Genomic DNA, 14,550 nt, shown 5'->3' with positions numbered 1-14,550 from the left:
AAAAAAAGCCATCTTTTCACGGATGGCTTTTTCATTAATAACTATTCAAATAATTTGTGATGATTATAAAAGGCCTCCACCACTTTGTGTTTCATTTTGATCTCTTTGCTTGCGTTGCATTGCGCTGTTTTTTCCACCACCAAACATATAATTGAATCCTAAGTAGAAAGTTCTACTTTCCCAGTAAAATGCTCCGGCCTGACGATAAGGAATGCTTCCGTCAAATCCGAAGTGCATGGTTTGAAAAACATCATTTAGTCTGGCCGTAATGCTTCCTTTTCCTTTTAGGATGGTATAAGTTGAACCAATATCCATTTTGTACATTGGTTTTCTTTCGAATTGTAAGCCTAAATCTTTTCCTCTGTACATACCAAATAAATTGAATCTCAATTTTTTTGTTGCTACAAAGTTATTGTTCATTCTGGCATTAAAAATAACTACATCTGCTTCGGCTCTTTCTTGTAAACCCGAGTTAGCATTTTGGACAGTTCCTCGAACCGTTTTAAAGTAAGCATCAGAGCTGGCATTTACAGACCACCATTTGGTCAATTTTAAATTCGCAGAGACTTCCGCACCTATAGCATGGTTGTCGTCAAAATTGTCATATGAGATAATGTCCTGATTGTTATTATCCGGGTTTTTGTAAATGACTCTACTGATTTCATCATTGATTTGTCTGAAGAATACACCTGCAGTGATTGAACCTATTTTGGTTGTTCTGGTGTAATTTGTTTCAAATGAATTGGTGAATTGTGGTTCTAATGAAGGATTTCCTCTTGATTCTACTAATGGTGTTGTCCATTCTCTTATTGGGCTAATTTGGCCAATGCTTGGGCGGTCAACACGTCTTGAAAAGTTAAAATTAAAAGAGTCTTTGTCACTTGCTTTGTAATTGAAAAACAATGATGGGTAAATTGAGAAGATATCGTCTTTTATAGTACTTTGATCATTGATGTTTTCAGTTGGATTAGATGAGGTTACAACATTGGAAAAATCACCATCAATTTCATATTGCTCTAATCTTACTCCGGCCTGAACGCTCCATTTTTTCCATTGCTTTCCAATGTTTGTATAAAACGAATGGATATTTCTGGTGAATTCGAAATTTGAATGTCCAAGTCTGTTGTATGATAGTGATGGCTCGCTTACGGTTTCAACAAAATCGTTAGTGATTTTTTGAAGACGCGTTTCAGCACCAATTTCCAATTTAACGGATTCAGACAACGGATTTACATAATCCACGTTGATTTGTAAGTAATCCGTATCACGTGCAATATCGTTATTGGTGAATCTTGTTGAAGTTGGATTGGTTTGCGTGTATTCATAATCGCTGTTTTCCGGGCTGTCTGTATTCGAAAAATTGGCCTGAAAATCTAAGGTTTCCCCTTTTTTGGTGAAATCATGCTTATACGCCAAATCATAAGTTTGGGTATGGTTATCAGTTTCTGAATCAGAAGTTTGTCTGGAATCTCTCAACAGCAAATCACTGTAATTAACATTGGTAAAACCAATACCGCCACCATTTACAATGTTTTGGCTGGTATAAAAGGAAATGGTGTTTTTTTCATTGATGTAATAATCCATTCCTAATTTAATTAGGTGTGAAGTGTTCAGATTAGAACCTCCAAAATCCTGATGATTTTCTAATGTTGGTCTGAAACTATCAATATAACCATGGTTTTCATTTTTACCGTGATTGAAGCCGTAATTAGTATAGAAATTCACTTTCCCAACTTTGTAGTTAAGGTTTAAAGCCGAATTTACTTTTGGCGTAACTCCGAAAGTTACACCTGAGTTGATACTTCCGTTAAAGCCTTGCTGTGAGTTTTTATGCAAAATGATATTGATAATTCCGCTCATTCCTTCCGGATTGTACTTGGCTGAAGGATTAGTAATCAATTCGATTTGTTTGATAGAAGATGACGGAATTTGTTGTAACAATTGTGCTGAATCAATGTTCGATGGTTTCCCGTCAATCAAGACTCTTACATTAGAGTTTCCTCTTAAGCTAAGTTCCTTTGTTTGTGGATCGACACTAACAGTTGGAATATTATTCATGATTTCAGATGCGGTATTTCCAGAAGCAATCAAATCTTTTCCAATATTGATTACTTTTCGGTCTATTTTTTGAACAACAGTGGAACGTTCACTAACAATCTCAACACCTTCCAGTTGAACAGCTTCCTCTTCGAGTGAAATAGTATTTAGATTGACATTTTTGGTAGCGTCATTTAAATTTACAGAGACTGTTTGTGTTTTGTAACCCATAAACTGGAACTCGACAACATATTGTTTTAGTTCAAGGTTCTTTATTGAAAAGCTTCCATTGTCTTGTGTAATTCCACCGGTGACAACTTTTCCATCCAATTTAACACTAACATTAACGTAAGGAATCGGTTGACTTGAACTCTTGTCGATTACTTTTCCGGATATGCTTCCCAATGCAAATGCTCCTTGATTTGAATTTTGGGCTTGCAGAAAAGAAATGGTACTTAATAAGCTAAGTAGTAAAATTTTAAACTTCATGATGTTTGATGGTTATTTATTTGATGCCTAAGTAGACTTTAAAAGGGTTAACTTGTTACAAATTTTAACAAAAAAAACTCCCAATATTTTCGGGAGTTTTCATAAAGTAGGTATTATGTAGGTTATCGCTTCATGGCGAAATGGGCTCTAAATTCCTGGCTGACTTGATTTTCATCGATATAGGAAACACTAAACCAATAGTCATCAGAAGGCATTAAGCGACCATTATAGGTTCCGTCCCAACCGCTATTACTTGGTTTTATTTGGGTAAGTATTTTGCCATAACGGTCATAAATTACAATGCTGGCACTTGATTGACCTGATAAATCCTGGATATTCCATGAGTCGTTGTAGCCGTCACCATTTGGCGTAAAGTATTTAGGATAGTTTACAACCAAAGCTTGAATAGAGGTGCTTCCACAACCATATTTATCTCTAACGGTTACAGTATGAATTCCGGATGAAACATGTTCAAAAACATTACTGTCCTGAAACGGGCCATTATCTAATTGGTATTCAAAATTATTTCCCTGACCGGTTGCTGTTACGGTAATTGATTGATTATCTGCAAAATCTTGGCTTACTTCGTAGGTTACGATAGCAGGTTCAGATGGGGAAACAGTAACATTTACCGGTTCAGAAGCACAACCTGTAGCATTAATGGTTGCAACTAAAGTAAATACTCCTGGTACAGTCGCCTGATAATTACTTGCGGTTCCAACGGTATTCCCGGTTTCATTCGTCCAGACAAATCTATGTGTCCCAGTACTTAATCCACTATACATAGTATAAGGATTTAGTAATGCTCCGGTTTCACTATCTATACAAATTATTCCATCAACAGGTGTTGGTTCCGGAAGTTTATTTACAATAATAGTTATCGGTTTTACATCATAACAATTTGGTGCCAATGAATTACTAACTCTAACATAAACAACGGTTTGAGTAGTAGATGTTATTGGGTTTGATGCGGTCGTTGCGTTTGCCAAACTTTCATAGTAAGTGACACTAAATTCACTACCTGTCTGAGTTCCCAGAACTGCAGCTGATAAGGTTGACAAGTTGAAATTTGTTATTCCATCATTAGTGCCATCTGTATCACAGGTAGTTCTCAAACTTACAGGAACTGAATTCGCAACGGGTGTATCAATAATAGTCACGGTAAATGAGGTTTCATCACTACATTTAGGATCAAATGGAGATGAGCCATAGACATAAACAATCATTGAGGTATTGATAACGGTGCCTGAAGAAAGCTCTATTCCCGTCCCACCTGGACCAGTGAAAAATCTGCCTACGGTTAAAGTTGGTAGCGTATAGTTTTCACAAATAGTAACATTTGGTAAAGTATCAACATTAAAAATGGTAACTGTAAGACGTCTTTCAGTTGAGCAATCTGGTGATGTTGCAGTATGTGCATAAATATATAGTATCTGTGAAGAAGTCAAAACATCACCTGCGTGTAATAAAGTTCCGGATGCATTTACATCCGTATAATAATCCCCGATAGCCAATGGAGGCAAAGTATAGGAATTACAAACTTTGACATTTGCAATAGGAGCAATTACTGGAGTGTTATTAATAGTTACTGTGAATGAGGTTTCATCAAGACATGAAAAAGAGGTTCTAATTAAAGATTCTTTGAATATATATATTGTCTGACTTGAAGTGATTACAGTGCCAACAGGAATCTCTGTTCCGGTGCCGGTTGGTCCACCAGATGCAGTGTAATAGCGATTATTAGGTGTTAAAGCAGGTAAAGTATAACTATCACAAGCGGTAACGTTTGGTGTCGAATCTGCTGTTGTTGAAAAGACATTTATTTGAAAAGTATTTTGGATACTACATGCAGGAGTAGTATTTGAAATAGCATAAATATAAATTAATTGAGAAGAAGTTATAACGGTATTCGGTGCAATTAATGTCCCGGTTGCATTCGGTCCGGTGTAATAATCTCCTACAGTTAAAGGCGTCAATACATATTGGTCGCAAATATCAATATCAGAACGAGAGTCAATAGCCGGTAATGGATTAATCGTAACAGTAAAACTATTTTGATTAAAACAAGTTGCATTTAACCTTTTAAAGATATAGATTGTTTGAGTTGAAAGGATAACATCACCAGGATAAAGCATTGTTCCATTTCCTTCAATATCTGTAAAGTATTCACCATTTGTTAATGACGGTAGCGTATAAGTTTCACAAACAGAAACATCAGCAATTACATCAATTGGAGGTTGAGCAAAAGTTAGTGTAAAATGTAAATTGTCAGTGCAATTGTTTGATCCACTTGCTGTTTGTGCATATATATAAATGGTTGAATTATCATTTATTTCTGTACCAGCAGGAATTTGTGTTCCGGTTCCACTTGGACCGGTATAATAGTTTCCTATAGGAAGTACGGGTAAAGTATAGCCATTACATTGTGAAATATCTGCTGGTTGTGGCATTCCAATAAAAACATCAAAAGCATCTTCATCACTACATGGTGTTGTTCCGGTTGTAGTTGCATAGACATATATAGTTTGGCTGGTTGTTATGGCAGTTCCTACTGCTAATTGAGTTCCTGTTCCACCAGGAGCGGTAAAATAATTCCCTAATGATAATGCTGGTAAAGTGTAAGAAGTACATTCAAAGGCATCAGGTCTGGTACCAACTTCAATATTAGGAACAATAGTAACTGTAAAACTAGAATCCACAATACAAATCGGCGGAGTCGTGGTCGTAAAATAATAATATATTAGTTGAGATGCAGCTATTACAGTTCCTGAAGGAATTTCTGTACCAGTTGCTCCAGGTCCGGTATAATACTTTCCAAACTCTAAACTTGGCAAAGTATAATTACCACAACTTGTTACATTTTGAGGTGTTAGTGAAGGCTCATCAATAATAGTAACTCTAAATGAACTATTAGACCCACAAGCGCCTGGTCCTCCGGGTTGATTAAATATGTAAACAGTTTGTGTTTCTGTAATTACATCCCCAGCATTTAATGGGGTTCCACCACCATTTATTGCCGTAAAATAATTTCCATTTGTTAAGGGAAGTAAAGTATAACTGGTACACACTATTACATCTTCAAGGACATCAACAATTGGCAACGGATTAACGATAAGATTAAAACTTGTAATACTGAAGCATGCCGAATCACCAACATTTTGAACCCTAACATAGATTGTTTGTCCAAAGGAGCTGAATGAAGATAAATTAGCTATAGGATTAATTCCGTTATTGGCATCATTTAGTGAGGTATAATAACTAACAATATTTATTGTAGATGACTGACCATTTAAAATCAGAGTTCTTTGTAAATTAAGATTAAAACGAGCGCTAACTTGACCTTGTGTGATTGCACATAATGTTAAATCTGGAGGAGTATTAGCAACTGGTCCAGGAGAAACCAGTAATTGAAATGTTTTAACAGTATAACAACTGCTATTTGGCAACTGAATTCTAACATATATTGTCTGTCCACTCGGGCTATTATACAGCAATGGGAGCGGATTTATATTATTATCCGCGCCACTTTGAGATATAAAATAAGAAACACTGGTTGCTGGATCTAAACCTTGTTTTACTCTTGATGTATTTAAATCCAAATTGTAAGTATATGAAGCAGCACCAGAATCACATTTATAAAGATTATTTGGATTCGGAGAGGTTATTTCAGGATAATATTCTATAGTAACCGAATCCGTTATTGGTAAACAAGTACTAAAAATATTAGTATACGTTACTTCATAAGTGCCAGCCTGATTAACTGTTAAAGTTGAACCAACTTCTCCAGGCAAAACGGCACCATCTTTTTTCCAAACAAATGTATGATTAGAAGTACTTAACCCGGTGTCGAGAGTGTGATTTGTTCCATAACATAATGCATTACCACCAGCAACGGTTAAATCTAAACCTAATACATCCTGACCAATATTAAAACTGTCAGAAGAAATAAATATTGACGAATCTGACTGTGGATCTGATCTATCTGCAATTACCAATTTAATATGGTATGGAACACCAACAGTTAATGAAGAAGCCGCTGTTAAAACTTTAGTTTGACCGTTAAAATTAGTAGCTGAATTTGCAGCACCAGAACCACCATTAAAACTACCAAAATATCCGGCATTTACTGATGGACAAGAAGAGTTGTATGAAAAATCTCTAATAGTCACAACTGATATAGGCGTATTTGTGCTAGGTACAACAGCCAAGTTAGTTGTGACTCCGGTTGTCATATTAGTCAACAAAAAGGCAAAAGCATCAGAATATAAACACTGAAAATTTCCATACTCTTCAGAAGCAAAAATAAAATCAAAACTGAAATTTGAGGAAATAGGCGTAAAATCAAATTCCAAGACAGAAGCATTTTTAGACACCATAGAAATTCCAGCCGCCGCCAATGTCGCTTCTAAATCAGTATCTCCGGACCAAGCTGTTGAACCGTCGTTTAGTAATGAAGTATTTGGACCAGCAGCATTTAATGCGTTACCGGTACTTAATACAACGCCACTTTGCATTGGAAAACCTGGATTTGTATTTTGGAAAAAACCAATTCCATTCGAAGAACCAAAATTGGATCCCGTGCTCCACGTTATATTCGTGGCATTGACACAGGGTGAATTAATTAGCACATTGTTTACCAATTGTGGTACTGTGTAACTGGTTGTACTAACCGAAATTGGCTGAGAAAAGCCAATGGTAAATAGCATGATTGAGGTTAAGAGTAATAACTTTTTCATAATCTGGGGATTTTGACAAAGCAAATATTGATACTAATATCGTTTAAAAGCAAATAATATCGATGAAATGCATAATATTTATATTTTAACAAATAAAAAACTTACAAAATTTATTTCTTACAGAATTATTACCTATGTTTTTTTATAAATTGTTCTTACTATTAAAATTATCTTGTAATGTTTATCTTTGCCAACTTAAAAGAAATTACCATGAAGCTTTCGCAAATTCTTACTTTACCGATTCAAAAAGCAGTACAACAATTATTTGATGTTTCTATTGATAGAGTTGAATTTCAAATTACCCGCAAGGAATTTGAAGGTGATATTACTATGGTTATTTTTCCACTATTAAAGGTTATCAAAGGCAATCCAATTGAAATCGGAACCAAAATCGGAACCTATTTAGTTGAAAATGTTGATGAAGTTATCCGTTTTAATGTAGTGTCCGGATTCTTAAACATAGTGGTTTCAGACGATTATTATCTTAATTTTTTTAAGGAAATAAAAGATAATGAAAGCTTTGGTTTTGTTCCAGTTTCGCCAAATGACAAGGCAGTTATGGTCGAATATTCATCACCAAATACAAACAAACCTTTACATCTTGGTCACGTTCGAAATAATCTTTTAGGATATGCTGTTTCTGAAATCATAAAGGCTTCAGGAAAAAAAGTCTATAAAACTCAAATTATCAATGACCGTGGAATTCATATCTGCAAATCGATGTTGGCCTGGCAAAAATTTGGCAACGGACAAACACCTGAAAGTGTCGGTTTGAAAGGTGACAAGCTGGTTGGGAATTTTTATGTGAAGTTTGACCAGGAATATAAAGCCCAAATCGCAGAATTAATTTCTCAGGGAAAAACAGAAGACGAAGCAAAAAAACAAGCGCCAATTATTCAGGAAGCACAACAAATGCTACTCGATTGGGAAGCAGGAAAACCAGAAGTTATCCAACTTTGGAAAACCATGAACCAATGGGTTTACGACGGTTTTGCTCAAACTTATAAAAATCTTGGAGTCGATTTCGATAGTTATTATTATGAAAGCAATACATATCTATTAGGAAAAGAAGTCGTGCAATTCGGATTGGAAAAAGGCATTTTCGAAAAAGATGCTGATGGTTCGGTTTGGATTGATTTGACACCTGATGGTTTAGACCGAAAAATTGTGTTGCGTTCTGATGGAACAGCGGTTTATATGACTCAGGATATTGGAACCGCAATTCAACGAGTAAAAGATTTTCCGGATGTTGGCGGAATGGTTTACACCGTTGGAAATGAGCAGGATTATCACTTTAAAGTGTTGTTTCTAATTCTGAAAAAACTCGGATTTGACTGGGCTGAAAGCTTATTTCATTTGTCATACGGAATGGTGGAATTGCCATCAGGGAAAATGAAATCCCGTGAAGGAACTGTTGTTGATGCCGATGATTTGATGATAGAAATGACAGAAACCGCCGGAAGAATTTCAACGGAATTAGGAAAATTAGAAGGTTATTCAGAAGAAGAAAAGGCGAAACTTTTCAAAACAATTGGTCTTGGTGCTTTGAAATATTACATTTTGAAGGTTGATCCTAAGAAACAAATCCTTTTTAATCCTGAAGAATCAGTTGATTTTGCCGGAAATACTGGTCCGTTTATTCAATATACTTACGCCCGAATTCAGTCCATTTTGAGAAAAGCAGATTTTGATTTGAGTCTTGCAGTTACCGAATTGGAATTGCATCCAAAAGAAAAAGAATTGCTGAAACAAATAGAACTTTTTCCCGATGTAATTCAAAACGCAGCCAATAATCATTCGCCGGCTTTGGTTGCCAACTATACTTATGAATTGGTGAAAGAATACAATTCGTTTTATCAATCGGTTTCTATTTTGGGAGAAGAAAATATGACAAATAAAGTTTTCAGAGTGCAGCTTTCCCAAAAAGTGGCTGAAACGATAAAATCAGCTTTCAAGCTACTCGGAATAGAAGTTCCGGAAAGAATGTAAAAAGTAAGGTTGGAATTTTCCAGCCTTTTTTTATGTTAAAAACTGAACTTTACATTAAAGTTTGGTGTCATTTCAAGCGAATAAGTATCAACACTTTCTACCGAATTGTCTGTTGTGTTTACTCTGTAAAAACGATTCAGGCTATTTTTGGTATTGAGCAAATTCAGTACCGATACAGCCGTTTGCAAACTCATATTGTCTTTCAGTTTCCATTCTCTTGAAGCCGAAAAATTAACTTGGAAATAATCCTTCAATCTGGAATTATTAGGTGCATTATAAATAATTTCCGGATTGGCATCTGATACTGTAAATGATGTTGGTGTTGTAATAGGTTTTCCGCTATGCCATTTGGCTCCCAAAGCCAATTTCAATTTTTCCCATTCATAAATTCCTGCCCAGGAAAAGGCATGTGTAATATCATAATTGTTAGGAAAAGAAGTATTTGATAATTGGTCAAAATTATATTTGTTGTCATTGTAACTATAACTCAACCAGGTATAAAATTGATTAAAAGATTTTTGTATCAAAAATTCTGAACCGATGACCTGATAATCGCCAGCTGCTTTTTCCAATTCAAACTGGTTCTGAAAACCCTGACTTCCACTGGTAATTCCGGTGATTTTTTTGTAAAAATTATCCAAAGTTATTAGCCAATTATTTTTTTTAAAATTAAAACCCAAAGAAATCTGATTGCTCTTCTGAATCGGAATTGTAGAATTGTTAGCCAAAGTCCATCTTCGTTTTTCTACACCCAAAAAGTCCTGTTGTAAGTCTATAATTTGAGAAAGGGTTTGACTTTTTTGCTCACCTAAAATTTCCAAATGCAGTGCAGAAGTCAATGCCTGATTGAATTGTATTCTCGGTTCCACAAGAAAGAAACTGAATTTATCAAAATAATTAGCACGCAAACCGCCTTTCAGGAATGTCTTTTTGCTTTCGGTTTCAAAAACAGCTTCTGCAACACCAACGTGCGTCAACAATACATTTTTAATCTTTCTTGAGAATAATGGCAGATTAATTTCATCAAAATTGGTAACACCTATTTCATTGAATTGATAACCGGAATTAAGCGTAATTTTATTTGAAATCAGATTCGAATTTCTAACTTGAAATCCGATGTCAAGAACCAGATTTTTTTGGGCCAAAATCTGATTGCTTTCAAGTGTTTCGTTAATCGAATTCAAATCATAGTTCGAAAAATAGCCTTTAAATTCGGTGCTGTGTTTTGTATTCCAATTGGTTTTCCATCGGATTGTGCCACCATAATTTTCCTGTTCCAGATTGCTGTTTTTGTTCAAATCTGATGTAGATTGATTAAAATGCAGTGTGTTTTCTATAGCAATGACATCTATATTCAATTCGTTTTTGAGACCGATTTTTTGCTGAAATTGTGTCGTAACATCGTAAAAATAAAATTCGACATTGCTTTTGTAATCAACAATTTCATTGGTATTCAAATCAGTGATAATGGTGTTTTGAAAGATTCTGTTACTGTAATTTCGATAGGTTGGAGTTTTGAAAAAATCGGTAACCGAACGCCTCACGGACAACGTAAGATTCGCATTTTTGGAAACTTTTAATTTAGTGTAAATCTCAGCACTGATAAGATTGGTACTAAAACTGCTGTTGGTTTTTTCAATCGTATTGGTTCGGGAAGAAATATCAACCATACTTGAAACGCTTTCGCCAAAAAAAGCCGAGCTTCCGTTTTTGGCTATCGTAATAGTTTGCGCCAATGAAGGATTGAAAGCCGATATCAATCCAAAAAAATGTCCTGTTTGAAACATTCGAATACCATTCCATAGGAAAAGATTTTGATCATGTGTTCCGCCTCGAACATTAATATTGGAAATGGTTTCGTCAACACTGATAATACCGGGAACTTGTTGCATGGTTTGTAAAACATCGGGTTCAATTAATCCGGGTAAGATTCCAAATTTGCGTGGTTTTATTTCAAGTGTCCCGTCTTGTTTTATAGAAATTCCCGTTGTCAAATAACGTTGCGTAATTACTTCATCTAATTTTTGAACTATAGGAACAAGTTTTATTTTGGGACAGCCCAAAACATATAATTCTGTTGGAGTAATTATTTTTTTTTCAAAGCTTAAATGCGATATTTCAATTGCATTGGCAGAAATAAGCGGTAATTCGAAATAGCCTTTTTCATCTGAAAACACACTGATATTATTGTTTAGAATTTTAATGATGGCATTTTCAATAGGAAGTCCCATTTCGGCGTCGAGCAAATAACCACAAAGCGGTTTGTCTAACTTTTGATTATTGTAAACGGAATAATAATTTTCGCTGATTTTTTTGATTCTCAATCCGGTTTTGGATTCGATATAGATAATTTTTTCAGAAAGTGATAAGTCTTCCTTTGGATGAGCTATTCGGTAGACGATTAACTCTTCATCAATATAGTTGAATTTGATATGGTGCTTTGCACTAATTTCATCTAAAATTACTTTTAAAGAAAAAAGCTCCTTCTCTTGTTGCGCTTGAGCAAACAAAAAAAGAAAAAAAAGCAGTAATGAAAAGAGTTTTTTTTTGACAAACATTAAATATCCACTAGAATAATTTTCGTGTTATCAAATTTAGAAATTTTTAAATGAAATATGGAGCAGACAACATCTAAAGCTGTTTTAATATCATTAGTCGGTAATGTTCCGGTGAAAAGTTGCGCGTTTTCTCTACTGTTTAAAACAATTTCACAACTGTATTGTCTTTCCAATTCATCAACGATACTTTGAAGATTTTCTTTTTTGAAAACTATTTCATTGGCTGTCCATTCTGGTTTTTGGACAGTAATATTTTTTCTGTCGAAATAGTCGTTTTCAAAAGTTACTGCTGTTCCTTTCGTTATAATTATGTCTTTACTGTTGTAACTTACTTTAACTTTTCCTTCGTAACAAGTCACATCAAAGCGGTTTTTTCTGGCTTTAACGTTGAATTGTGTTCCTAAAACAGTTACAGTTCCGAGAGTTGTATTGACCTGAAATTTTTTTCCGTGTGCGACTTTAAAATAAGCTTCTCCATCTAAATCCAGTTTACGGTTGTTGTCCCAATTCCATTTTTTATATTGAATTTGGGAACCGCTATTTAAAACAATTTCGGAATTATCAGGTAAAGAAAAAGTTGTTTTTTGACCGTTTTTAGCAATTTCTGTGGAAGTTATTGTAGTTCTAAAGAATAAAGACAAACCAAGAAATACAACAAAAATAGCAGCAATTCGCATCCATTTTGATTTATAGAACGGAATAACTTTTGGAGCTGCTTTTTTATGTCTGATGGTATTTTGATATAACAAATCCGCATCAAAATCAGGAGCTTTCAATTGACTCGAATAGACCGCAATTTTGGCGTAAGTTTGATATTCAGGAGTTTCTTGAAAAGCTTGTAGTTCCTTTTCAGTCATCTCTCCGGCTAACCACTTTGCTAATTCGTATTTTTCTTCCATTGCATTCATTTGTTTAAAAACATTTTAATTTTAAAAAACCCTACTTGATCTGTTCGATTTCTGCTCGTAGAGAAACTAATGCGCCATGAATTCTTTTTTCAACTGCTTTAACGCTGATGTCAAGCATAATTGCAATTTCGTGATATTTTTTCCCTTCTATTCGGTGTAAAAGAAAAGCAGTTCTTTGCCCTTCGGTTAGTTTTTCTATTGCTTTTTCCAGTTTTTGTTTGAATTGTTCTTCTTCTATCAAAAACTCCGGATTCAGATTAGTTTTATCATTGCCTGCATTATTTTGGGCATATTTTAAAACTACTTTTTGATGTGCTATTTCATTTAATGAAGCATTATTGGCAATAGTATATAAATAAGATTTGGCTTTTTCTAAAGGTACTTTTTTGCAGTTTTCCCATAGCTTTATAAAGGAATCTTGCGTAACATCATTAGCTTTTTCCTCGTTTCCAAATTTGAAATACAAGTAATTCCGTAATGATTTTACGTTAGCTTTAAAAAAACCTGAAAAAATTAATTCTTCACAGATGCCATCAGAATTGTTTTCTTCCATTTACTTTTTTGAATTTTTCGAGAGTTTAAATTTAATTTTTTTTTCCTAAGTAGGGTTTTTTATTGCAACTTTGTTTTAATTACGTCAAAAGTGCTTATGATACCATGAAAAAGAGTTATTTATTGTTGCTATATTTTTTTGTGTTAACGTTTTTTTCGTGTCAGGACGAATCAGAAACGATAACGCTTAACACTCAAAACAGTTTTGCCAAATCATCACCAATATCTTCGCTTATAAGTAGAGTGTCTCAATATGAAACTACTGCCGATAATGTTTTAGATGGGACAAGCAATTGTAGTATAAAATTGCCGGCACACGTTACAGTTAACAGTCAATACGTTTATGTAGTTTCTGAGTCCGATTTCCAAGCGGTTCAGGATATAAAAAACCAAAGCGCTACGGATGATGATATAGTTCACTTTGGTTTTCCTATTACCATGGTTTATCCAAATTATTACGAGCATGATGTAGCGACAGAAGCAGAATTTGAAAGTATCATCGCAGGATATGGAGATGATAGCCCTTATCGTGACATTTTCTGTATCAATTTTAATTATCCTATTTCTATCAATATTTACAATTCTAACGATCAGGTAGCAAGTTCAGTCACTTTGCAAAACGATAATCAGCTATATACTTTTGTAAATAATTTGACTGATGGCGAAATAGTTGGATTTGTGTTTCCGATAACGTTAACCAATTCAAGCGGTGATAATATTGCCATTACGACTAATTCACAACTTGAGTCCGCCATAGAAAATGTTATTAATGATTGTGATACTACGAGTTCAGGAACTCTTGTCTTATCAGATGTTTTGACAACTGGTTCGTGGTATGTTTCCTATTACTACGGAGATGGTCATGACCAAACGAATTATTACAACGGCTATAATTTTAACTTTAATCCAAACGGAACTTGTACTGCGATAAAAAACAGCATTACTATTAATGGAGATTGGGATATAAATGATGAAAATGGATATCAAAGACTTGATTTACATTATGATGGCTCAGCTTTAGAGGAAATGGAAGAAGGCTGGAAAGTACTTGAGTTTACGGCTACTTCTATGAGATTAAGAGAGGAAAGCGGTGGAGGAAGTGACAATCATTATTTGAATTTTACTAAGAACTAAATTAAACTGTAAGCTAGAAATAACTTTTTGCAAATACTTAGAACCAGCCATAGTGCTGGTTTTTTCATTTCACTTTTTATCAAACCTAAGACAGAAATTTTGCATTTCTAAGTAGGGTATTTTTTTTGCTTTTTGTTTCAATAAAAG

General features: G+C 34.5%; 7 protein-coding genes. 2 read left to right on the top strand and 5 right to left on the bottom strand.

Going from position 1 to position 14,550, the window contains the following annotated elements; genetic code table 11:
* Positions 1–63: 63 nt before the first annotated feature.
* Together GS03_RS13175 and GS03_RS13170 are read right to left on the bottom strand one after the other, a co-directional pair.
* Complete coding sequence (locus GS03_RS13175) at positions 64–2,526, bottom strand: outer membrane beta-barrel family protein (protein WP_136152996.1); 2,463 nt, start codon at positions 2,524–2,526, stop codon at positions 64–66.
* Between the two features lie 122 nt (positions 2,527–2,648).
* Positions 2,649–7,262: a T9SS type B sorting domain-containing protein gene (locus GS03_RS13170; RefSeq protein ID WP_136152995.1), complete on the bottom strand. Its 4,614-nt coding sequence runs from the start codon at positions 7,260–7,262 to the stop codon at positions 2,649–2,651.
* 210 nt (positions 7,263–7,472) lie between these two features.
* Here GS03_RS13170 and argS point away from each other — a divergent pair, with 210 nt between their 5' ends.
* Positions 7,473–9,251 carry an arginine--tRNA ligase gene (gene argS, locus GS03_RS13165; RefSeq protein WP_136153120.1) on the top strand — a complete coding sequence of 593 codons (1,779 nt, stop codon included), beginning with the start codon at positions 7,473–7,475 and terminating at the stop codon, positions 9,249–9,251.
* A 35-nt stretch (positions 9,252–9,286) separates the two neighbouring features.
* Here the strand turns inward: argS and GS03_RS13160 are convergent, their stop codons facing one another.
* The 3 genes from GS03_RS13160 to GS03_RS13150 are packed head-to-tail and all read right to left on the bottom strand — an operon-like array spanning position 9,287 to position 13,270.
* On the bottom strand, positions 9,287–11,809 hold the full coding sequence (locus GS03_RS13160; protein ID WP_136152994.1) for a TonB-dependent receptor: 2,523 nt from the start codon (positions 11,807–11,809) through the stop codon (positions 9,287–9,289).
* Entirely contained in the window at positions 11,809–12,708 is a 900-nt protein-coding gene (locus GS03_RS13155; protein WP_136152993.1) for a FecR family protein, read from the bottom strand. Before GS03_RS13155 ends, GS03_RS13160 begins: the two co-directional genes overlap by 1 nt.
* Positions 12,709–12,748: 40 nt before the next feature.
* A complete protein-coding gene (locus tag GS03_RS13150; protein WP_136152992.1) occupies positions 12,749–13,270 on the bottom strand; it encodes an RNA polymerase sigma factor in 522 nt (173 codons plus the stop codon).
* A 104-nt stretch (positions 13,271–13,374) separates the two neighbouring features.
* Between GS03_RS13150 and GS03_RS13145 the strand changes: the two genes are divergently transcribed.
* The gene (locus GS03_RS13145) at positions 13,375–14,403 is read left to right on the top strand and encodes a hypothetical protein (RefSeq protein WP_136152991.1); all 1,029 of its coding nucleotides are present in this window, start codon (positions 13,375–13,377) and stop codon (positions 14,401–14,403) included.
* Positions 14,404–14,550: the final 147 nt, after the last annotated feature.

This window comes from Flavobacterium sangjuense, from assembly GCF_004797125.1.
In the GTDB taxonomy this organism is placed as follows: domain Bacteria; phylum Bacteroidota; class Bacteroidia; order Flavobacteriales; family Flavobacteriaceae; genus Flavobacterium; species Flavobacterium sangjuense.
This window is presented reverse-complemented; position numbering and strand designations above follow the sequence as displayed.

Bases quoted from the DNA above. Each gene is read 5' to 3' on its own strand.
- GS03_RS13175 (WP_136152996.1), bottom strand. From the start codon at position 2,526: ATGAAGTTTAAAATTTTACTACTTAGCTTATTAAGTACCATTTCTTTT.
- GS03_RS13170 (WP_136152995.1), bottom strand. From the start codon at position 7,262: ATGAAAAAGTTATTACTCTTAACCTCAATCATGCTATTTACCATTGGC.
- argS (WP_136153120.1), top strand. From the start codon at position 7,473: ATGAAGCTTTCGCAAATTCTTACTTTACCGATTCAAAAAGCAGTACAA.
- GS03_RS13160 (WP_136152994.1), bottom strand. From the start codon at position 11,809: ATGTTTGTCAAAAAAAAACTCTTTTCATTACTGCTTTTTTTTCTTTTT.
- GS03_RS13155 (WP_136152993.1), bottom strand. From the start codon at position 12,708: ATGGAAGAAAAATACGAATTAGCAAAGTGGTTAGCCGGAGAGATGACT.
- GS03_RS13150 (WP_136152992.1), bottom strand. From the start codon at position 13,270: ATGGAAGAAAACAATTCTGATGGCATCTGTGAAGAATTAATTTTTTCA.
- GS03_RS13145 (WP_136152991.1), top strand. From the start codon at position 13,375: ATGAAAAAGAGTTATTTATTGTTGCTATATTTTTTTGTGTTAACGTTT.